Here is a 22,201-nt window from a genome sequence, read left to right on the forward strand (position 1 = left end):
GACTAGTCCAGTCGGGCAGGCAGTTCATTTCGACTTTGCGAGTCAAAAGACGCTTTGGCGGTGGCCGTCATCCGAACCTGGTCACCCTCGGAGATGGACGCTTGCGCATCAGCCAGAATCCAGTCGCCGGCCTGCAGCCCTGCGCTGATCTCGGTCTGCGTCAGACCCCGTAGCCCGAGGCGGACCTTACGCCGCGTGGCCTGGCCATCGACCACCCGCCACACCTCGGCGTGTTCACCGTCCACAACTGTCAGCGCATCGTTGGGCACCGCCAGGGCATTGTCGCGGCGTCCGGTTTCAATGTTCACTGAAACCGTCATGCCTTCCAGTAGGAAATCCGGGGCCGGATCCACACTGAGGCGAACATCCACAGTACCGCGTTGTGGATCGACAGTCGGCGCGATGAAATCGACTCTGGCCTTAAAAGGGCGGGTCGGGTAGGCATCCGCGACACAGGTGGCCAGCTGGCCCAGACCGAGTACCTCAAGATTCTTTTCATCCAGCGGCACCAGCACCTCGGTGCCACCTGTGCGGGCAATATCAAACAGAACAGTGCCGGGTTGCACCAGATCGCCAGGCTCTGCATTGCGGGTCAACACGGTACCGGCCAGCTCGGCCCGAATGGTGGTTTTGGCCAGCTGCGCACGAGCATTGGCTACCCTTGCTTGCGCCGCCAGCTCGCTGGCCTGACCGGCTTGCAGCGTGCGAGCAGCCAGTTGTGCCTGTTCGAGCGCTGCGCGCGCGCTGGTTTCAGCCTGTACGGCCTGCTCCATGATCTCGCGGGAAATCATTTGCCTGCCTAGCAGTTCTTGGCGGCGCCGGGCTTCCCGGCTGGCCTGAGTAAGCCGAGCTTGCGCATCACGCAACGCGGCTTGCGCCTGTGGCCGGCTGGACTGTTGCAACTCCGCCAGCGCGGCTTCAGCTTCATGTACCGCAGCGACCAGATCATCGGCTCGCAACACCGCTAGCACGTCGCCGGGAGCTACCACGTCGCCCTCGGTCACTCGGCGCTCGATCACCACACCGGTTACCTGGCTACCTACCTGCGCACGCGAAAGTGCGGCGATCCTGCCGGTGGCCACCACCGTCTGCACGAGGGGTTGCGCAGTTAGCTGGTAGCCGGCCAAGGCCGGCCCCTGCAGAGTGCGGATGCCTCCCCAGATCAGCACAGTCAGCCCCGTGCAGGCGAGAGTAATCAGCAGCAAAGGACGGTTCATTGTGTGACTCTAGTGTTAGGGGTGGCGGGCATTCGCTTGCCGATTAGCGGGCGAGGCAAGCTTCATGCTTATTGTACGCTTGGGTTGGCTCTTTCCTAACTTTCGGCCCACTCCTTGGCGGCTTTGCCATTGCGCCCTGAGAGGTTGGTAGCCTGTACGTGCAACACGGGGTAAATCGAGGAAGCTGCACAGATCGCACTAGTCCAGCACCGGGCAATGGCAGAAATTGCTTCTGCCGAGTCAGGCGGATACGACCCGCTGTCTGGTGCTCAGTAAGTCACCGTAAATTCCTGATCGCTGGATGAGCTGGTTGGCGATTGGGGGGCGTTTGGTAAAGTATCCTCCGAGATAAACGCCAAGGACGAGAGAGCTAACTGCAAAGCCTCTGCCCGCATATATCGTTGCTTGCGATTCTGGCATTGCTTCCTGCAGGAGCAGGGTAAGCGTCCAGCCAAGTCACCTTCCGCAATCCCGCATTAAGGGCGATGGTGTCCGCGTATTTTTAAGCGGACGCGATAGCCCTTATCGCCGGGATTTCCATGCGCCAACGAAGCTCTTACCCCAAACCGTTCAAGGCCCAGGTTGTTCAGGAGTGCCTGCAACCTGGTGCGACCGTCTCCAGCGTGGCCATACGCCATGGCATCAACGCCAACGTCATTCGCAAGTGGCTACCGCTTTATCGGGATCAACTGCCAGCGGCGTTGCCGGCGTTCGTTCCTGCGAGGGTTACGCCCAAACGACCAGCTGAAGCAGCGGTGATTATCGAGCTACCGCTGGGCGCGCAATCGGTCACGGTGAAATGGCCAGCCTCCGATCCTGAAGGTTGCGCCCGCTTTGTCCGTGGGCTCGCCCAGTGATCCGCGTGGATAGTATCTGGCTCGCCACCGAGCCGATGGATATGCGTGCGGGTACTGAAACCGCGTTGGCCCGCGTGGTGGCGGTGTTCGGTGCGGCGAAGCCGCACTGCGCCTATCTGTTCGCCAATCGCCGCGCCAACCGCATGAAAGTTCTGGTGCATGACGGCGTGGGTATCTGGCTCGCCGCGCGGCGCTTGCACCAGGGCAAGTTTCATTGGCCAGGCATCCGGCACGGCTCGGAAGTCGAACTCGACACCGAGCAACTTCAGGCTTTGGTACTGGGGTTGCCCTGGCAGCGAGTCGGCGCAGCCGGCGCGATCACAGTGCTGTAGCACCTGCCATTAGCCCATCGGTTTATCTCCGCTGACCGCCTGCTCTGGCACAATCAGCGGCATGACTTCCTCGCCCAATCTCGACCAACTGACACCTGACCAGCTGCGCGCACTGGCCGCGCAGTTGCTCACGCAAGTCGATGCGATGGGCAAAAAGATCCACCGCGATCAAACAGTCATCGAGCAGCTCACCCACGAAATCGCATGGTTCAAACGGCACAAGTTCGCCAAGCGCAGCGAGCAGCTAAGCCCTGATCAGGGCAGCCTGCTTGATGACCTGCTCGACACCGACATCGCCGCCATCGAGGCCGAGCTGAAAGCCGTCAATCCTCCGGTTACCCCAGCCGAACCACGCCAACAACCCAAGCGCACACCGCTGCCACCGCAATTTCCGCGCACCGTGATCCGTCACGAGCCGGAGAACACCCAGTGCGCCTGCGGTTGCCAGCTTCAGCGCGTCGGCGAAGACGTCAGCGAAAAGCTCGACTACACGCCGGGCGTGTTCACCGTCGAACAGCACGTGCGTGGGAAATGGGCCTGCCGCCAATGCGAAACGCTGATCCAGGCGCCCGTGCCGGCCCAGGTGATCAACAAGGGGATCCCTACCGCCGGCCTGCTGGCTCACGTGATGGTGGCCAAGTTCGCCGACCACCTACCGCTGTACCGGCAGGAGAAGATCTTTGGCCGTGCCGGCCTGGCCATCGCTCGTTCGACACTGGCACAGTGGGTCGGGCAAACCGGCGTGCAGCTCCAGCCCCTAGTCGATGCGCTGCGCGAAGCGGTGCTTGCCCAGCGCGTGATCCATGCCGACGAAACCCCGGTTTCGATGCTCGCGCCCGGCGAGAAGAAGACCCACCGTGCCTACGTCTGGGCCTACAGCACCACGCCCTTCGCCGATCTGAAGGCCGTGGTCTACGACTTCAGCCCCAGCCGTGCCGGCGAGCATGCGCGCAATTTTCTTGGCCAGTGGAATGGCAAGCTGGTCTGCGACGACTTCGCTGGCTACAAGGCCAGCTTCGAGCAAGGCATCACCGAAATCGGTTGCATGGCTCACGCCCGCCGCAAGTTCTTCGATCTGCACGCGGCGAACAAAAGCCAACTGGCCGAACAGGCGCTGCACTCTATCGCTGGGCTGTACGAAGTCGAACGCCAAGTGCGCGACATGAGCAATGAAGAACGCTGGCGAATACGGCAGGAAAAGGCTTCACCGCTCCTCGACGCACTACATGACTGGATGCTGGCCCAGCGTGATCTTGTGCCCAACGGCTCAGCCACGGCGAAAGCTTTGGATTACAGCCTCAAACGCTGGGTAGCGCTGACGCGCTACCTGGACGATGGCGCTGTGCCCATCGACAACAACCAAGTCGAGAACCAGATCCGCCCGTGGGCTCTAGGTCGCTCCAATTGGCTGTTTGCCGGGTCGCTACGCAGCGGCAAACGGGCGGCGGCAATCATGAGCCTGATCCAGTCGGCGCGGATGAATGGGCATGATCCGTATGCCTATCTCAAGGATGTGCTAACGCGACTGCCGACGCAGAAGGCCAGCGCTCTGGCCGAGCTGCTGCCGCACAGCTGGGTATCCGTCGGCAAGGTGTAATGCCCGTTCGCTTACGGAGCAGGGTCCTTTATGCATAGCGTAACGGCTACGATGCTCGCTGCTGTTGGAGAAAAGAATTCAGGCTCAATGAAGCGGCGGTAGGACTCTTCAGAGTCTGGCTAGTGGTCAAAATCGATATTCCTGATTTCGTTTTTTGTGCCAAGAATAACTGCCATCAGATGTTGTTATTAGCTTTAAACTGCAAGACACAGTAGAAGACGAAAGCCTTGCATTGCGGCACTTAGAGGCATTTTTGAACGCTTACCGCCAACCAAGATTCCTGTACGTTATTAGTCTCCGAAGGAATACTCATCGAGTTGAGAAGGGTGTCAGCTAATGGTCAAATAGACCGCCGCAACATATACGCACCAGTAGCTCAGCTGGATAGAGTACCGCCCTCCGAAGGCGGGGGTCGTGGGTTCGAATCCCGCCTGGTGCGCCATATCTGTATGATTTAAAAGCCTTTTCCTAAGGCTCTGCCGATCCAGATCCCGAATTGGCTAATCTCTCAAAATTGATCTCCATGCGGATACTCAGATTGTGGTGAGTACTGCCCGCAGCGCTCCTTTTCGACTCATTTTCGGGCTGTGCCAATTCTGTGCCTAAACCGTGCCTCAAAGTCTGGCGCCCTATTTTGCGAGCGGGGATTTTGAGTACTAGCCATAAATCGAGCTGCAGCTACTAGTCGATGGTAGTGAAGAAATCTTGCGTCGCTGCCTGCCCAGGCGGGTGGCCGGAGGGCCGTGGAATCCAACATCCATGTCATCGGCGGAAAAAGCGTCCCGCAGGATAGGGGCTCCGACAGAACACTGGTCATTGACGACCCTGCGGTGCTCCAGGCTGTGGCAGGCGCAGCGAAATGGATGCGTATCTGCCAACGTACCAATACAGCTATTCGGGATCGTCTACGCAAAGAGTGCAGAGCGCTGTGGCCAAGGCGCAAGCAGCACCCAACCCTGAAAAGCTTCCGCCACCAATTGGGCTCAAACCTAAAAGCCTCCGGCGAGAGCGATGAGGCCATCGCCTACATGATGGGGCACCAATCCATTGAATCCATCAGCGTCTATGGGAACCGTCGATCTGGGGCTGGTCACAAATTGCATATCAGACCTGCACAGGACGCTGACTTGTCAAAAGTTCGCCAACCCAAACAGCCTGCTGTTTTTGGTCGAGAACGAGTGGTGGGCCGTATTGAGGTGCCACAGCGCCTGACAAACCGACGAACAACTGCACACCCTGTCGCAAATGAACGTTAGCGGCCGGGTATCATCTCAGGCGCCAGCCATCTGCCTAATCGTAAATGCCCTTCGTCCAACCACCGTAAACCCAGTGGACTCCGGTATTGACTGTTCAAAAACACGCCCGGTCTGCTCCAAGCGCAGATAGCGCGTTGCGCACTTTTTATCCAAACAGTTGGCTTTGAACCCTAAAGGGCTTTGGAAAACCAGCGGAGCCCTGCCAGAGCACACCGGGCACTTTTCCAAAGCAAGAATCGCCTGGTTGTGACCTTCCAGGGCTGACGCTTGCGCAGTGGAGTTAGAGGCAACCAATGCCTCCTTGAGCGCCGTCACTGCCTCCCCGGCCAAGGCCTCAGTAACAATCAGTTCATTTTGCTCTGAATTAACCTGAACCCCCGCAACCTGCTTTGCCTGTTCCAGCACTTTTTGCGGGATTTTTTGCAACGGCTGCGCATACGTAATCAGAGCCATTCGGCAAAGCACCTGGTCAACCAGCAAGCCAAAGCGCTCCGTGCAATACATGTCCGTGGGAGACAGCGGTATCCACTGCTCCGGGCAATAAGCCGCATCAATCTCCTGCCCCATTGCCGGCCAGGCGATAAACCGCTCCTTGCTCTGTGGGGTCACCTCAGGAGCAGGCGCATCACTCAACCAAGGCACAATGGTAAGCAATACGTCCTCTGGCGTTGAAAGGCCAGGAGAACTGCTAAGCAAATGCCACTCCAGCCCACTTTGCCGAAGAAGTATGTGCCTTCCGGCCCAGACACCTTCGTCCTGGCCATTCAGATAAGGCAGCAGCGCCCTCCTCATGACCAGACCGGCGTAGCGAGAATAGACAGAAGCTAGAGATTGGTTCTGCCTGAAGCGCTCTGCCGGCGTGGCACGTTTGGCCTGTGTCACCTTGGCCAACTGATCCCACAAGATAGCCAGATGCCGGTAATGCTGATCGTGACCAAGGATGTTGGTCATATGCAGCACACCTCTCACTTGTGCCTGCCGGCTGACCAACAAATACAGACCACTTTGCTGCAGGCCCGCAATCGTCTGGTACAAGCGTTCAAGCTTTTCAAGCGTTTCACCAAGCAACTTTGATGCGTTACTGGTTTCCTCTGCGCTGAATGTCATCCCCCACAAGCGGCAAATTTCTTCACGCAGACGGTAATCGACATTCTCCGCCTCATAGAAGCGCAGCGCCTGATTCAGCGTCGCCTGCAAGCCACGCAACTCCGCCAAGCGCCCGTGCAAATAGCGTTCAATCTTATCCAGCAAGCGCGCATAGACACGATTCTCATAGATGCCATAGTCATCTTCGCTGAACCGGGCCAGTACCTTCTTGGGGATCACGCCACTCAACGTCTGCCGCTGCCAGCACTCCGAGTGCGAGGCCAGATGCACCAGCGCCCCTTTGGCCAAACGACGTGCACGCCCGATATCAGCAACCTCATCCTCATAGTGAAGATCGAGGCGCGGACGCTGCGATATGTGATGCAGATGCCCTTGCTTCACCACATCCAGAAGCTGCTCCTCAAAGGGCTGCAGATGGCTCTTGGCATCGATGATGGAAGCTGGCATCAAAGGAGACATCAAAGGCGCCTGCAGTGCCTCGGCATCAATCGTCGCAATGACCTTGCTCAGCAATTCCGTTGCCGCCGCCAGACTTTTTTGCGGCGGCGTAAAAGTGCAAGCCTCATCACCCAACTGGCAGCGCTGATCACCATCACTCACCAGCACACCCGTAAATACCGGTGTATGGCCATTGAATGCAGGCCCGTCATTCACAGACTGATAGCGACCGGGCTGAATGAGTGCCGGCAACTGCCGGCACTGCTCACCCGTAAAACGATCAAACCACATCAGCTACGGCCATCCAGGCGACGAATATCAGCCTCCAACAGCTCCATAGACTTGCGCGGATCACCCGCCAGATCAGCGCTGATCCAGAAGTCCTCCAGAGCGCCTTTCAGATTGCGCAGCGTCTCGGCAGAAACGTTGTAGCGGCCGGTCACTTTGCCAGGGCGCATGATTCTCGTGGCCAACAAGTGGTCCACCGCCTCCCCCGAAGAAGCCCCGCAAGCCAGCATTACAGGGATGAAATCCAGCGCCTGCTTTTCAAAGCGGTTCCCCCAGCCCAGCTCAAACTGGCTGCCCAACTGTTCGGTGAAGGCATCGCCGGTCAGGTCCTTCAGTAGCTTGACGACCTCCTCCTTGCGCTCAGCTCTTGCCTTGCCAAATGCCTTGCGCAAGGAGCGATAAGAGTAGTTGGCCGGCTCAAACTCCTTGATCGTGAAGCGCTTATCCTGCTTGGGCAGAGTCATTACATGAGCACGATCATAGGTCTTGTCCGCCAGCTCATTGGTGGTTTCATCATGGTTCGCGGTACCAATAAACCAGACATTGGCTGGCACCCTGATCTTGCGTCCCTCGGCCAGCATCGCAGGCGCATTGGGCAACGACGTTTCCGAGAGGCTGATCAAGCGCTCATCGGGGTTGTTCTTCTCCAGGGCAGAGAGGAACTCGGCAAAGTATTGCTCAGGGCGCGACAGGTTCATCTCATCCAGCAGGATGATGTTGCAGGTGTCTTCCCAACGCGGCGTCTGCGCTTTGTATAGCGCCTGCAAGCAGTCCTTCTCGTAGAAGCGTCGCTCAAAGGCGTTGTAATGACCAAGCAGGTCGTCGCGATCACGCCAGCCCGCCTGCACCGCAATATCGGTGCAAAAGCCCCCCATTGCTTTGGCAAAAGCCTTGGCCAAACTGGTCTTACCGGTACCACTGATACCCTGGAAGACATGCAGCTGGCTCATGGCCAAGCCCCCCAGCAACACGCGGATATCCTCGATCGGATAGAACAGTTCTACGTGCTTTTCAGCTTTAGCAATCCGATGCTGCAACTGGGTGGCGAATGTCTCGAGATCAGGCACTTCATCTAGGTCCATACGCGCCCGGTAATCGCGCTCACTATCCATCAGCGACATGGCTGGGAATGGTGTCTGGGTCTTCTGCGCACTGGTCAGCTGCTCGATGCGGCTTTCGAGGTCATCTATGTGAACGGCAAGGGTATTCTTGTGTTGCTCCAGAACACGTTTCTCACGCGCCACAGCCTCAAGCTCTGTAGCCGCGACACGCTTACAGCTCAACTCACGACGCAGCTCATCCCGCTCAGGGCGTAGCTCAGCTACTTCTCTTTCAAGATCATGGGAAATTGCACCTGACTTGACCAAGCGTTTGCATCGCACTTGACCACCCATTTGCATTCGACTTGACCAGCCATTTGCATCGGATGTGACCACTCAAGGCACGCAGTAACGGAGAGCTATAAAAGCGATGTGGGCGGCACCACCTGAGGCGTGCCATCAATGATGCACATCCAGCCCCAGGTTCTGAGTGCTGACGTCTTGTTGAACTCGTTCACTAAATCGCTTGCGATTTCGCCGATGTCGACTCGCAGGGCGAACTGCGGACGCATAGCGTGCATTACGTCCACTCCCATATCGCCGGCCAGAAGCTTGCACATCAGTCTGGTGCGTAGCTTCCAGGGAAGGCTCTTTCCGCGTCGTTCCGGATGCTGGAAGACCATGGTGTTCAGATGGGCTGACGCGTGAATGTAGTCAGTGCTAGTCATCCAAACCTCTAAGTGTGCAGGCACACCAAGGGGAAGCACATTGAGGACTAGCCAGTCAATCAAGCCCACTGCGACCCCACGTGCTTGTAGCTCCATGGCGAGCATCAAGAGCACTTTGTGCAACGAATCTGCTGCTTTGATAGCAAGGGCACGACGGCCCATCTGATCTGCTTCCATCACTATGGCTACCACCGCCGCGAGGCTATCTAAGCTCGCCCTGCGCTCAAGCTTTTCGAGCAGGTTTTGAGTGACCGATTCGCGCTGTAAAATGCCCCACGCCATGTCGCTGGCGGTTCGGAACAACACCCCCTGTACTTCGGCATTCAACGTTCCAAAAAACTGGTCGAAGTCGACGTCCTCTCGCTTGATCCTCAGCTTGAGCAGTGTCCATAGCGGATGATTCAGATCGCGAGAAGATCCCGGTGCCTGAAGCTCGACCTTGGCCAAGGTATTGGCCTTGGGCGATACCATTTTTTGTTCGTACCTTGACCACTTGCTTCGGTAATGCCGAATAGTCCCATTGCTGTTCCTTCGAAACGAATCCTCTTCGAAATACTGCTCAAGCGCGTAGGCCGTTTTGAGACCTGTCCGCTGCCTCAGCCCCTCGAACCAATAGCCCACGGCGAGCATTTCCACAGTGTGACTGCGGGGGTTTGTATTTTCCGGTATTTGTTCGCGCACGTTATCTGCGAAATCCGAATAAATTTTCGCAATTCGTTTGAAGTCAGACACTTACAAATTTCCAGCTGATGTTTGTACCGTAAAAAATGTAGGTGCCTTACGGCTGGAGTGCAAGAACGTGGTTTATTACTATTAGCTGTGACCAAACCGGACATTAAGTGCGATGCGCGAGCCCCTGGAAATCCACAACCTGGCATCCGAATTAGAGCTTGATCTCAAAGATCGATATGGCCTGATGGTGGGTGGCAGTGCGCTGTGGAGAGAGTTGGGATACGCCTCGTATGACGCGTTCCGAAAAGCCAAGCAGCGTGGAACTATCGAAGTGCCACTTTTTGAAGTGCCCAATCGTCGAGGCTTTTTCGCCCTGTCCAAAGAAGTCGCCTGCTGGATAGCCACGCAACGCTGCGCTAGACAGCAAGCCTTGTAAATCAAACAGATAGGAGTTTCACAATGAGCCCAGGCTAGGAGTTAGCCGGTAGAATTGGGACACAAAAAAGCCCAGGGGTGGAGCCCTAGGCTTTTTTGATGGTGTTAGGTTTTGAGCCCTACGCACCACCATTCTGTGTTCCCTCGCGTTCGACGTCAAGTCGGCCACCTTCCGTTTGTCTGCAATATTCACACGGCGCGATCGGTGAGGCTTTGACACGCCTGTCGCGAGGAGGACACATGAGGCTGCCAGTACAAACGCAGCGCGAGGTACTGCGTCTCGCTTGCGATGCCAGTTTGTCGAACAGATCAATCGGTCGCCTGGCCAAGGTCTCCCATAATACCGTTCGCACGATTCGCGATCAGTTGACGCTGTGCGGACAAACTTGGGAACAGCTGCGACATCTCGACGATAAAGCGCTTGCGGAATGCCTACATACTCAGCCCAGGCTCACAGCGCAGAGAAAAGTGTACCCCTCTTGGGTCGCCATTCACGAACAGCTGAAACTGCCTGACATCACCCTTGAATTGCTTTGGCAAGAGTTTCGGGAAACGGAGCCAGATGGCCCCTCATACGCCCAATTTACAAGGGTTTATCGTGAGTGGCTGAATAAACAAAAGCTAAGCATGAGGCAGATCCACCTTCCCGGCGACAAGTGCTTCGTGGACTTCTGCGGACGGACTATGCCTGTGACAAACCCGGACACAGGAGAAATTGCCCAGGCTCAGGTATTCGTAGCCACGCTAGGAGCTTCCGGCTACATATTCGCCACGGCAGTGGACAATCAGACGACGCCCAACTGGCTCAGGTGTAACGTTCTGGCGCTTGAGTATTTTGACGGGGTTCCACGCTTCATTGTCCCCGACAATTTGAAATCGGCGATCACGAAAAACACTCGGGATCAGGTCGTTCTGAACCGTGCTTACTCCGAGCTTTCCGAGCACTACGGATTTCAGATATTTCCTGCTAGGCCTCGCAAACCCAAGGACAAATCGCTAGGTGAAATTGCTGTCCAGATCGTGCAGCGGTTTGTGCTCGCAAGGCTGAGGACGAGGACATTTTTCTCGTTGCAAGAGCTGAATGAGCAGATCGAATTCTGGGTCGATCAGCTCAACAACCGCGTCACTAGGACGTACCCCAAGAGTAGGGCCAGCCGTTATCTTGAACTGGACTACCCCGCGCTTGGCCCTCTTCCAGAACAGCGGTACAGCTACAGTCAGTGGGTCTATCAGGTTCGCGTGGGCGCTGACTACCACGTCGAGTTTGAACAGCACAGCTACTCAGTCCCTTACCACTTTGCGAACCTGCTCGTCGATCTTCGTATGCGTGACGATTGGCTCGATATTGTCTACCAACGCCGCGTCATCAGCACTCACAAGCTCAGCCGGAATCGTGGAATTAGCACCCTGAATGAACACCTGGCGCCTAACCACAGCCAGTTCCAAGACTCGCAACCAGAGGCACTGATGGCTTGGGCTGAAACTATAGGCCAGGAGACGTTGCGGTACGTGAAAGACAATCTCGCTCTGCGCCGAGACTTTGCGACTGGCATGAAGGCAGTCATAGGCTTGAAGCGAGATGTCCGCAAGGGGGACATCTCACCCTCCCGGCTGGAATCAGCCTGCGCGTATGCCAATAGCCTGAAAATCCTCAGTTCAGAGCGCCTGCGGGCAATCATTCGTAACGAGTCCGATCTGCGGCCCAGCTTCCAACGATCCGCCCCCTTGGTCGAACACGCCAACATTCGTGGCGCCGAATATTACGCCACACAAGGAGATGAGCCGCTATGAAACCAGTATTCAACACTGTTCAGAATTTGGTGAGCCTTGGGCTGCACGGCATGGCAGTGGCTTACGAGCGTCAGCTGGAAACCCCGGCATTGTTGAAAGAGGCGTTCGACACAAGGCTCGGATTGATGGTTGACGCTGAAAACAGCGAACGAGAAAGCAGGAAGATTGCGCGTTTGTTGAAAGCTGCAAGGCTTCGTGAGAGCGAGGCCACAATGGACACGATTGAATTCAAAGCATCCCGTGGTCTAGACCGAAATACCGTGATGTCTCTCGGAGAGTGCGACTGGCTGACACGCCACCAAAACGTGATCATCACAGGGGCGACCGGCACCGGAAAAACCTGGCTGGCTTGTGCCTTGGCGAACCAAGCCTGCCGACTTGGGCGACCCACGCTTTATCGCACCGCGACCAAGCTCTTCGAAGAAATCTCCCTGTCTTACGCTGACCACACCATGCCAAAGCTACGCCGGCAATTGATTCGCGCAGAGCTGCTGATCATTGATGACTTGGGCATTGGCGGTATCGATGCCCAGCTCGGCCCTTTTCTACTAGACGTCATCGATCAGCAGTCACAAAACGGTTCATTGCTGATCACTAGCCAGTATCCGAAGGAAAAATGGTATGACTTGTTTTCCGACCCCACAATCGCGGACGCGATTCTCGACAGGATCGTTCACAAATCCCACGTCATCGAGTTGAAGGGTGAATCAATGCGTAGGGTAAAAAGCCGCCGCCGCGCTTGAAGGATCTGCCTCGCGCCAAGGATGGTCACGTCGAATGCAAACAGGTGGTCAAGTGCAATGCAATCGTTTGAATTCAGAGCACTTTTTCCGCTTTCCATGAGGGCTCAAGCATTTTGGGTTGCCAACGCCACTGACGCGACGCTGTCAGAATGGATCGGGGCCACCCTCGACGCCGGTAAACGTGATCTCAGGAGGTTCACCCGTGCGCTGCCACCCGAATTGGTAATGCAGCCACTGATGAGCACCTTCCTGGCGGTCAGCTACGATTAACAGCGTCCATCCGGCCCGGAGTAGCAGGTTTGCGTTTTCTTCACTGCGGGTGCTGATCAGTTGCGTTGTCTTGTCGATCCTCATCGGATGGCCTTAAAGCTGAGACGGTCTGAATACGATAGCTCAAGCAGCCACTCTTCTCGACTATAGGGGCATTGGGGATATCCTACGCCCAAGAATGAGGGGCCGGCAGCTCTCGGCCAATAGCTGCCTATCGTGAAGGACAGCAACCGACCCATTGCTGTCCTTCGCGGAAGGCCGTTCATGCGGGCTCGCCCGTGAGTTAGCTCCAGTGATTAAACGCATAACGACTACCGTCGACGAGCTGCTCATTTCGCACACCAACCGTATGGGCTAGGTGCCCGCTCCGTAAGCGTATGGTCAGTTAACCTTGACTGACTCGAACTCTTTTGAACGGCTCTAGGAGGGCTTGAATTTCCTCCGTGCTCAGCAAACCCAACGGGTAACGTCGCTCAAGTGCCGATTGAAGAGACACAATGTCAACCAACGCAAATTCGCGATCGCAGGGAGCTATGATCATGCTCTCGCGTAAACTGACATTGGCGGTAAGACGTCTCTGAAAACACATAACCATAAAGCAGCCCCCGAGCGTGTTGGCGAAGACACGCTAGGCGACGATCTTGACAGTAAAATGAAAGAATTATGGCAGGTGATCGGCGGCGGTGTGGTGAGATGAAGCTACACGGCCTTAGCACTGTTTGAAGAAAAAAAACGAAGCTCACGCCTCCGAGTGGCGTGTCTTGACTGTCACAAACATTTTGATGCGTTCATGGATTTCCTGAACGGCATGACGAAACGCCTCAGGTTTCTCACTAGCGGCTGGATCTTCGAAGTGCCACGTTATGGCTTCGCCTGCGGAGAGCGTCAGCAACGGCCCGTCAGCTGAAATTTCCCAGAGCGTGATTACATAGTCAAAATCCTGTCCTTGAAATTCCATGACAGATTTACTGCGCAATCCGCTCGTATTGACGCCAATGTGCTCGAGCGTTTCCAGGGTACGTTGATCGACCTCTCCCGCAGTCAGTCCGGCACTGAACGACTCAAAGTGCGTGGAGTCGATGTGCCTCAAAAGAGCTTCAGCCATCAATGAGCGCACGTCGTTTTTGGTGCACAAAAAAAGCACATGATACTTCTCAGCCATGGCCCTCTCCATATGCAGCGAATTGCAGTGATCGCTAGGATTTCACCCATAACAGCAGCGTTTGGAGTATAGCCGCAGGGGGGCGAACGGCTACAGTGTTCTGCTAGGTCATGGATATGCGGAAGCTCATCACTGGCATCTGACATGACAGTGAGCAGCGAGTGCTAAACTCAGCAAGGTCTCGATGAGGTGGCCGTCATGCCAGCCGAAAATCCTTTATGCGACATCCTTGAAGCGTTGCACGAAAACCAGCTCGCCTTGGCGGACGCCGTCGAATCAGTGGGGCTGTGGATTGACCAACGAGGTAGCACTGAAGCCTCCAGCACCATTCTGGGTGCGGTATCAACCATTGATGTAAATGCTGAGCGTGTCCGGACGAGTATCGAGGCCCTGAAGCAATTGGACATGAGCATCTACAAAGAAAGTTAGCTCAGCGCTGCTCTGTGGAGGATATCTCCGATGTTGATAAAAATCGAAAAAGCAAACTCCAACATTGGGTGCTACGTCATACTCGACTCCTGGCGTATCAGGTTCAGGAGCTATGGTGAAGCCATAGCTTTTGTGGAGAGGCTGACGGAACGGGTCAATGCCCCACACGCATTGCCAAAGATTAGCGGCTCGAACGCAGCATTGCCATTAAGCTGACCCTGTACAAGTTCGCGCCTGCAATCGGTACACCACGTATTCAGGTCACTGTCAGTCAAGCAGCCCTCTTGCTCGACTTCGGCAGCAGTTTTGTCGCTTTCAACAACAGCGCTTCCGCCTCTTCCAACGCAGAATCTGCCCCTTCCTTCCAGACTCTCCTCAACGGATGGAGATCCTTTTCGGTTTGTGCTTTCAGGCTCCATTGGTAATGGTCGTGCCAATTCCCCAGAGCGGATTGCAGCTCCTTCAAAATCTTGGCTTCATTTCTCGACAGTGGGGACAGTGCTGGAAAAGCTTCTGTCAGGTAGCGAGTGCGTTTGACCAGCACTCTCATCTGATGGCGGTCATAAGCTTTGTCCTCTATCGCTTCATGGAGCCGGTCAACTTGCCTGTGGAGTGCTTTGCGAATACGCGACTGGATCCTAGCCCAGCCGTGATTGAATTCGACTGCCCTAAACTCTGCCGGCCACTCATCGAGAGCTACCATCAACCGTCTAAGCGGTGAGCCTGTGAGGATGGCGTCATAGCTGTGGCTGAGCTGACTACGCCTGGGTTGAGCAAGCTTGGAGTATGTCCTCTTTTCTAGCTCATGGATGAGCACCTCTAGATCACGCGCCGGTGTAGTCTGCTGGCCTACGTCTGCTGCCGCCTTGCTCAGCGCATCCATCTCCGCAACCGAGCGTAAGGGCTTCAGCAGACTCCTGATACGTCTGACGGCAATCCGAAGATCATGCAGCGCTTCGCCGTCCGTACGGGCTTCGAGGCGTGCGCGCGCACTGTACAGCCTGACCTGAAGGCTGACGATCTCCGCTGCAAACCTGTCCATGAACGACATAGTAGGATCTCTCGCTATCAGAGTTCTCCAGTAGGCTAGCAGCAATTTCGCAACATCAATTGCATCTCCCGACACAGCAGCTGCACTCCTTGTTGGCAATAGCCTACAATTTTGTCATCGGTGATGAGTCAGTGTGCTGCGCACAGCACTAAGGATGGTGGATGATCCAGTCTGAGCTAGAAGCGGCTTGTGCCCAAATGCGGGAAGCCGAGACTGCGCTTCAGCAGCTTGATCTGCGGTTGGAGGCAATTCGTTTCGACCCAGCCATCCCCTCCACCGTCGAGACGGCGATCAAGCAAACCTTGTTAGTCATTGACGAGCTGTTGGCCGATTTCAAAGGCAATTCAGTGCTTGAACCGATGGTTGATCAACTGAAGGCTCAGTACCTGGAAACCATTGAGCATAAGGTGATCATGTCGCAGGGCGCTGGGCTACAGACAAGGCAGATGCCCGCGCTTGCTCGCGCAGTTGCCAAAGTGTGCAATATTGTTCGATGCCGCCGTTGACACTGGAGTCGGGCGATTGCCCATTCGCTTATAAGGCGAGCAGAACGCCGTGAGGCTTGATGCAAGGGATGGGACGATCCCGCCGCTGCTGCGCAAACCAATCTCGAATCTTTTCAACATCGAAGTGAATCGCCCCTAGTTTCGTGGACGCCTCGACCGGCCGCAATGGGTCGATTTCTGCCGGTCAAGACGTACCCGTGCGCTGGTCACATCCGATGCAAATGGGTGGTCAAGTCGAATGCAAATGGGTGGTCAAGTCCATGCAATTACTCAAGATCAGCCTTGCTGTCACGCAGGTAGTCATTATCGCGCTGCAATTGCGCCGTATCCGATTGCTCCAGGCTGCGCTTGAGTTCACGGTTTTCCTGACGCAGCGCTTCCAGTTGCTGCAGGATCTCAGCTCCGGATACTTCGCCCAGGGATTGCTTGAGCTCCTGAATATCGAGCAGCTGCTCCTTGAGTTCATTCGCCTTGCTCCAGGCCCGCTCACGCTGCTCTTCCAGCTTGGCAACAACCTGGTGATGATTCGCCCGCTCGGATGCCATTTCCTCATCCAGACGCTGCTGCAAGGCCTTTTCCTCTGCCTGGATATCCGCCCTCTCACGATCCAGGCGGCTACGCGCACGGTCTAACTCGACCACTTTCTGCTTGATGTCGTGCTCACGCTGATCAAGCAACCTGACACGTTCAGCCTCTGCCTCCGTGCAACTAAACTTGATCTCCGCCAGCCGCCTTGCTGCCTGGGAAATTTCACCGTCGAGCTGGTGCTTGTCTTCGCGCAACGTCTGAAGATCCGCTTCATGCTGACGCACCTGCTGACGCTGTTGCGCTTCCAGCTGACGTAAAGCCGCTTCGTTTTGCGCAACAAAGCCGGCTTGCGCATTGGCCTCTCGCATATTCAGGGAACGCTCGGCCTCCAAATTTTCGGCCATCTTCAGCGCCAATGCCTGCTGAGTCTCAAACAGCTTGTCCCGCTCAGCCTCGAGCTCAGCTTTCTCTGCATCCAGTCCGGAGCGGACGGCCACAAGCGCTTCCTGTTCGGCTACCTGCGCCAGTGCCGCCGCCTCGGCAGTTTCAGCTAGTTTGCTGGCAGCAGCCCACCGCTCGGCATATTCGTCATGCAAACGCTCCTTGAAGCGCACCAACTCCTTGCAGAGCGTGGCGAATTGCTCAATCCAGCGAACCAGTTCACTGTCGCCCTCAAAACGCTCGCAGACGCCGCGCAACCACTCACGCTCGACAGAAATATCCAGTGCCATGTCAAAGGACTGATATGCCTTGGAAGCGTTCTCGAAAGAAGCGCTCCATACATTCACTTGCTGCTCCACTGAAGCACGGGCCATACCGGCCGCAGACGGTGCCGCTGCTGGGATTTGCTGTGGACCAAACTTGTTCGAGCTTTTCTTGCCCATTACATCCATTCCTTAAAAAATTCGGTGAAGCCCAGCGCGTACTGGATGTTATCCAGCGTTTCCTCATAGGTGAGGGGGGCGACTTCTCGTCCGGTAAAGCGGCTCTGCGCATGGCTGCTGCGGTTACGCAAATCCGCAAGCAGCAACAGCCTGTCAAGTTGCAGCTCGCGAGCTAACAGCGTCTTGAACGGGTGCCCAGAGTGGTTGAGCGTTCCCATTGCTGCAGCAAACAGCAAAGCCTTCAGGGAGCTGCCTGGCCGAGAGCAAGCCAAAATGATCTGATTGATGTTTTGCCCGGCTAGTTTGCTGATTACCCCGTCGGTAAACGCCGGCAACTGCAAGGCGGATAGCACGCGCGCATTTAGCCCTCGGCCAAGGTTTTTCTGTTTGGGTAGATGGCCTGCTTCAACTGGATATTGGTGAATCAACCACTGCATGAGGACCTCAAGCAGTTTCTGGCACTCCATCACTGCAGCATCCAGTTCCTGCTCACTCTGGTCGCCTTGTTCCAGCTTGTTCATACGCAGTAGCAGGGCTGCCAAATGCCGCTTGATATCCGGTTGCCGCGCCGCCCAGGGGTATTCCGTGAGCACCTGCATGTCCGCCTGCTGGCGCATGGCCTGCAGCCACTGCTCAACCGTCTGATCATCCGCACGCGGAACAGAAACCAAAGGCTGCAAATGGTTGAGCAGGTACTTGTTACCCCCCTCAGTCTGCTCCCGCAAAGCATCCTGTAACCACCAGGCGTTGGCTCGCAGCGCAAACGGATCGTCGACTGCCCACAGCTCCAGCCCCTCGTCATCAGGCTTGGCCCAGAGCAGTACCCTTGCAGGCTTGGCGGTATCATCCAGCCGCTGCACCCCAGACAACTTAAGGAATTGCGGGAACTGGCCGCTATCGAGCTGCCGAGCTGCCCGGCAATCATCCCGATAGTCGCGATAAGCTATCGCCAGCGCCTCATGATCCAACGTCGGCAGTGATGACTTGCCCGCCGCCATCACAAACGGCCGGATTGACTTGCCGCTTTTCCGCTCCCCTTTGAATACGGGATAGCGTTGCAGCGGATCTTCGGGCTCGATCGAATCAAGCTGCTCAGCGAAGCGTGGCCAGAACTGACCACTGATAGCATCCTGGAACAGATAACCAGCCTTCAGGTTGTCATCCTCAACAGACTCACCATCCAGCAGTTGCTCGCCTTTTTCAGTCAGCCCACGGGCACTATCAGTCAGCCAGCCGTTACTCACCCCTTGAGCCAGTATCAGCTTGATCAGATTGACATGCAGCCCGGTCAACTCAGCGATTGCCTCCGCTTGCGTCAACTGTGCCCGGATCAACCCCAGCACAGCGCGCTGGAACAGATTCAACTGAGCCTCTTTTGCCTCGGGATAAAGCACGCGATGAACCAGCACCGGCCACAACAAGGGCCTAGCCTCGCCGCGAGGCTTTTCAGCAAACTGCAGATAAGTACCGGTTTCAGCGAATGCAGCCATGCTCACCCCCACACAGCTGATAAAAAGCAGCCAGAGCTGGTACAGCCTCTTGTGCATCCGGGTTACTGGCCAAAGCAGCATCCCCGACACAAATCAGCATCTGCCTTTGCCGGCTCATGGCCACGTTCATGCGGTTTGGCAAACGCAGGAAACCAAACTGACGGTTCAGTTGCAGCTCACGCTCCCCCCCCTCGCTGGCAGCAGCTCGCACCGAGCGATTGGGCTGGAAACTGCGCACGCAAGACAGCAGCACCACATCGAACTCCTTGCCCTGGAAGGCGTCCACCGAGCCAACCCGCAAGCGTTCCTCTGCAACCACGCTTCCATCTGCCTGCACCTTGCGGGTCAACTTGAACTGCTCATGCGGCTCGTAGCCCCCCTCGCGCTTTACCATCAAGGGAGTACCGTCGATTTTCTGCTGAGCGAGCTTCTCCATGATCAGATCGCGCTGTGCCGCGTAGAAAGTAATGATGCCAACAGACAACGCCTCACCGCCGGCCTGCATCAGCTTTACCACTTCGTCAGCAATACGCTGCGCCTCAATCTCTCGAACCCGGCTAGTTCCGCGGCGCTGATCACGCCCCTGCACCGCCGGCACATCAATCCACTGACAAACATGGCCACGGTAGGACTCCGCCAGCGGCCCCAGCCTGGAAAGCAGCTCCTGGCTGAATACAAACGCCTCTGCCGGCCTGCCGGAATGCAGAACCCCCAGGTTTTCACATTCGTAGAAGTGCTTACTGACAAAGTTGCCCAAGACCGGATGCATGCGGAACTGGGTATCAAGCATCACCACACGGCGAATCGAATCCTGCTTTTCCAAATCCTGTAGCTTGACCCGCATACGCTCGAAAAGACTGGATCGGAAAGCCGCCAGTTGCAGTTCGGTCAGTTCATGCTCCTCCTGCAACTGCCCCTCGATATCCGGCTCAAGCATGTGCGGGAGCTGGCGGTCATCGCCCACCAGAACAATCCGCCGCTTGGCCATGGACATCGGAATAAACAGATCCAATGGATTGGCCCGTGCTGCCTCGTCGATGACAACCGTATCGAACTCGATATCCGAGTTGGAGCTAGTGGATACCTCTTTCAACATTTCCATCTGCTTGCCCGCAGCCTGCTGGCAGGTTGCACCGACCACCATCGAATACTCATTGACCACAGCCCGCGCAGCGGAACGATCGGACTCCAGACTATCGACCAGTTGCTCCAAGACCCATGCAACCCCCTGCTTGCGCTTGGCCATGCGGTCTTCCAGATAGCGATCCACCTCATCAAGCAGCGCTAGGCCATCAGGGTCTACCTGGCGTTTCAGCGCAGCCGGCCGGTAATCCGGCAAGTGCTGATCAAGCAACAGATCCTTCCAGATCTTCAGAGCCTGAAGGGTCGCCGGCTCAACGTGCGAGCTGTCGGCAAGTTCTTCCAGCAGGCGCAGCAGCTCCGGGGCCACACCTTTTTCATGGCGCTTGAGCCAGCTCAGCAGATCCCAGGCACGCTCGCCGCCATCATCGGTAAAGGCAGCAACCTCGACACGCAGAGCACGGATACGCCTGAGCAGCTGAGAGGGAGGCAGACCTCCCGCAGCTGTAGCCGGCGCTTGACCGGCAAGCGTATCGATATACTCCTCGAACTGACTTTCAAGCCGGGGCGGCAATGCCAGGCCGCTTTGCTCCAGTTCACGCAAGTCATGCAAAAGGCGCTGGAACTCATCCGCCTGCTGTGCAGGGCCGGTACTCGCTACCCGGGCAAGGGCCAACCTCGCGGAAATGGCCCGCAACTGCTCAAGCTCAGGGAAGCGGCTGTATTCCTGCGCAATCTTGCGGTGCAAATGAGCCGCCTGGCGTTCCAGCCAAGGCTCAATCAAAGCCGCCTGATCACTCTCGCCGTGCTTGCCGCCCACCCGCGCGCCAGGTAAGCCGAATACATCGCTACGCTCCAGTGCATTGTCGACGGCATCATGCTGAAAACTGCTGACCAGTACCTGCGCCGCAATATTCTGCTTCTCCGCTCGCTCACCCAGACAACGCTGCAATGCTGCAATAACCTGGGTTTTACCGGTACCAGGAGGGCCGATGATGATTGCCAGATCAGGGGTATTGAGCGCGCAATCCAGCGCCAGCGCCTGCTTCTCGGTCGGCTTGCCACCCTTGAAAGACTCCAGCACGTATGGGGTCAGCCCGCTGATCGGGCGTCGTCGCGCAGCAGGAACCGCAACCCCTTCCAGCAGCCATTTCAATTGCGGCAGCCGCTTGCCCGAGTCAATCGACTGCTTGGCTGCCAAGCGACGCTTACCCATCGAACGTTGGCCGGCAAGAGACAGATACAACCAGCCCTCCCCCGCTTTCGGTCGGATGTTGGTCTTACCCGCCGCCTGTTTGAAAATCACGCAATCTGGCTCGAAGCGAATAGTCCCCCGCGGAGCATTGGCAGTCCTTTGAGCCTTCTCGGATGAAAGCTCTTCCAGCCAGTCCGGGCGCTGATCGCCCAGATCAAACTGATCATTGCTGCTCAGCTCCAGATCGCGCCAGCGCTCGCGGAACGCCTGATACTGCTCCTGCGACTTGGGAATCAGACGCCAGGCATTGCCACGCCCCTCCTGAAAGCCGTGGCACTCGGCGTAAGCCAGAGAACCCAAACTTTCTGCCTGCTCTAAAGCTCTTTGCCACTCTTTATCGTTGTAAAGATTCCAGAGTTCGAGATAGCTGGCGTTGTCACGCAGCGCCGCACTCAGCAGAGCCTGCTGACTGGCGCTGCCGAGCGCAGCCGCAACAGAGGCATCCTTAAATTCAAATTGGCCAAGCAGGATGGAGAATGCACCATCACGATGGGTATGACGGTTAACACGCTTGAGCAGAAAACTGCCATCCTGGCGCTGCTCGACATCGGCACGCCAGCCATTACCCAGCAACTGAAAACCGCCCTTGCTAGCGGTGTTGCTGAAACGAGCAACCGTCAGCCAGTCACCCTCGGCCAGACCCTGCACCACAAAGTGCTCGACAAACCAGCGACAGGCCAGTTCAACAGTGCTGCCGGCAATTTCGCGCTTGGCGTGCAAATCCTCAGCAAGCAGCTCATCAACACCCAGTTCAAGCTGCATTGCCGTTACTTCAACCGGTGCGCAGTATTGCACCAGCAGCTCGTTTTTCTTCGTACCGGTCAGCAACCAGCGGGTCTGATCACGCAGGGCCAGACGGCCAAATATTTCGGCATCGGCCTTGGCACAATTGACGCGGATGCGCACATCTCCCTGTACCGCCAGCCAGTCATCTTGATAGCGCTGCAGGAAAATAGCCTGCCCGTCCTGCAAGGCATCCACAGACTCATCTGTAGAAAGCGCCAGCACATCGGCTGACAGCATGGGGAAATCTTTAAATTCCATT

General features: G+C 56.5%; 18 protein-coding genes and 1 tRNA gene. 10 read left to right on the forward strand and 9 right to left on the reverse strand.

The genetic code is table 11. From position 1 onward, the window contains the following. Nucleotides 1-2 precede the first annotated feature (2 nt). On the reverse strand, nt 3-1,217 hold the full coding sequence (locus CYD26_RS19035) for an efflux RND transporter periplasmic adaptor subunit (RefSeq protein WP_065760717.1): 1,215 nt from the start codon (nt 1,215-1,217) through the stop codon (nt 3-5). A gap of 539 nt (nt 1,218-1,756) precedes the next feature. Between CYD26_RS19035 and CYD26_RS19040 the strand changes: the two genes are divergently transcribed. The 4 genes from CYD26_RS19040 to CYD26_RS19055 all read left to right on the forward strand — a co-directional run bounded on the left by CYD26_RS19040 (nt 1,757) and on the right by CYD26_RS19055 (nt 4,445). Then, complete coding sequence (locus tag CYD26_RS19040) at nt 1,757-2,074, forward strand: transposase (RefSeq protein WP_079761861.1); 318 nt, start codon at nt 1,757-1,759, stop codon at nt 2,072-2,074. Between the two features lie 5 nt (nt 2,075-2,079). Then, nucleotides 2,080-2,406: an IS66 family insertion sequence element accessory protein TnpB gene (tnpB, locus tag CYD26_RS25580; protein WP_145991801.1), complete on the forward strand. Its 327-nt coding sequence runs from the start codon at nt 2,080-2,082 to the stop codon at nt 2,404-2,406. A 61-nt stretch (nt 2,407-2,467) separates the two neighbouring features. Beyond that, nucleotides 2,468-4,003, forward strand: coding sequence for an IS66 family transposase (locus CYD26_RS19050; protein ID WP_099773211.1), 1,536 nt, complete (start codon nt 2,468-2,470; stop codon nt 4,001-4,003). A 365-nt stretch (nt 4,004-4,368) separates the two neighbouring features. Beyond that, nucleotides 4,369-4,445 (forward strand) — tRNA-Arg (locus CYD26_RS19055). Between the two features lie 829 nt (nt 4,446-5,274). On the opposite strand, the gene CYD26_RS19065 is transcribed toward CYD26_RS19055, so the two are convergent. From CYD26_RS19065 to CYD26_RS19075, 3 genes are all read right to left on the reverse strand, one after another. Continuing rightward, entirely contained in the window at nt 5,275-7,095 is a 1,821-nt protein-coding gene (locus tag CYD26_RS19065) for a hypothetical protein (RefSeq protein WP_226942213.1), read from the reverse strand. Continuing rightward, nucleotides 7,095-8,375, reverse strand: coding sequence for an AAA family ATPase (locus tag CYD26_RS19070; protein WP_256588049.1), 1,281 nt, complete (start codon nt 8,373-8,375; stop codon nt 7,095-7,097). The genes CYD26_RS19065 and CYD26_RS19070 overlap by 1 nt, the downstream gene beginning before the upstream one ends. Before the next feature lie 176 nt (nt 8,376-8,551). Continuing rightward, a complete protein-coding gene (locus CYD26_RS19075; protein WP_102053317.1) occupies nt 8,552-9,592 on the reverse strand; it encodes a hypothetical protein in 1,041 nt (346 codons plus the stop codon). Between the two features lie 112 nt (nt 9,593-9,704). Between CYD26_RS19075 and CYD26_RS19080 the strand changes: the two genes are divergently transcribed. From CYD26_RS19080 to CYD26_RS19095, 4 genes are all read left to right on the forward strand, one after another. Then, entirely contained in the window at nt 9,705-9,968 is a 264-nt protein-coding gene (locus CYD26_RS19080; protein WP_102053318.1) for a hypothetical protein, read from the forward strand. A 239-nt stretch (nt 9,969-10,207) separates the two neighbouring features. Next, complete coding sequence (gene istA, locus CYD26_RS19085) at nt 10,208-11,758, forward strand: IS21 family transposase (RefSeq protein ID WP_102053319.1); 1,551 nt, start codon at nt 10,208-10,210, stop codon at nt 11,756-11,758. Then, nucleotides 11,755-12,501, forward strand: coding sequence for an IS21-like element helper ATPase IstB (gene istB / locus CYD26_RS19090; protein ID WP_102053320.1), 747 nt, complete (start codon nt 11,755-11,757; stop codon nt 12,499-12,501). The genes istA and istB overlap by 4 nt, the downstream gene beginning before the upstream one ends. Before the next feature lie 57 nt (nt 12,502-12,558). Then, complete coding sequence (locus CYD26_RS19095; protein ID WP_102053321.1) at nt 12,559-12,771, forward strand: hypothetical protein; 213 nt, start codon at nt 12,559-12,561, stop codon at nt 12,769-12,771. 739 nt (nt 12,772-13,510) lie between these two features. Here CYD26_RS19095 and CYD26_RS19100 read toward each other — a convergent pair. Then, a complete protein-coding gene (locus CYD26_RS19100; protein ID WP_102053322.1) occupies nt 13,511-13,933 on the reverse strand; it encodes an arsenate reductase ArsC in 423 nt (140 codons plus the stop codon). Nucleotides 13,934-14,131: 198 nt separating this feature from the next. On the opposite strand from CYD26_RS19100, the gene CYD26_RS19105 reads away from it, so the two are divergent. After that, a complete protein-coding gene (locus CYD26_RS19105; protein ID WP_102053323.1) occupies nt 14,132-14,362 on the forward strand; it encodes a hypothetical protein in 231 nt (76 codons plus the stop codon). A 271-nt stretch (nt 14,363-14,633) separates the two neighbouring features. Here CYD26_RS19105 and CYD26_RS19115 read toward each other — a convergent pair whose 3' ends face one another. Then, complete coding sequence (locus CYD26_RS19115; RefSeq protein WP_102053337.1) at nt 14,634-15,413, reverse strand: CHAD domain-containing protein; 780 nt, start codon at nt 15,411-15,413, stop codon at nt 14,634-14,636. A gap of 161 nt (nt 15,414-15,574) precedes the next feature. Between CYD26_RS19115 and CYD26_RS19120 the strand changes: the two genes are divergently transcribed. Next, nucleotides 15,575-15,919, forward strand: coding sequence for a hypothetical protein (locus CYD26_RS19120; RefSeq protein ID WP_178081724.1), 345 nt, complete (start codon nt 15,575-15,577; stop codon nt 15,917-15,919). A 266-nt stretch (nt 15,920-16,185) separates the two neighbouring features. On the opposite strand, the gene CYD26_RS19125 is transcribed toward CYD26_RS19120, so the two are convergent. From CYD26_RS19125 to CYD26_RS19135, 3 genes are read right to left on the reverse strand one after another with little or no spacing between them, the layout of a single operon-like run. Beyond that, nucleotides 16,186-17,331 (reverse strand): hypothetical protein, encoded by a 1,146-nt coding sequence (locus CYD26_RS19125; protein ID WP_102053325.1) that lies wholly within the window; start codon nt 17,329-17,331, stop codon nt 16,186-16,188. Beyond that, nucleotides 17,331-18,821: a hypothetical protein gene (locus tag CYD26_RS19130; protein WP_102053326.1), complete on the reverse strand. Its 1,491-nt coding sequence runs from the start codon at nt 18,819-18,821 to the stop codon at nt 17,331-17,333. The genes CYD26_RS19125 and CYD26_RS19130 overlap by 1 nt, the downstream gene beginning before the upstream one ends. Then, the gene (locus tag CYD26_RS19135) at nt 18,805-22,200 is read right to left on the reverse strand and encodes a DEAD/DEAH box helicase (RefSeq protein WP_102053327.1); all 3,396 of its coding nucleotides are present in this window, start codon (nt 22,198-22,200) and stop codon (nt 18,805-18,807) included. Before CYD26_RS19135 ends, CYD26_RS19130 begins: the two co-directional genes overlap by 17 nt. Nucleotide 22,201 lies beyond the last annotated feature (1 nt).

The sequence above is a fragment of the Pseudomonas sp. FFUP_PS_473 genome (genome assembly GCF_002858665.1).
Classification (GTDB): domain Bacteria; phylum Pseudomonadota; class Gammaproteobacteria; order Pseudomonadales; family Pseudomonadaceae; genus Aquipseudomonas; species Aquipseudomonas defluvii.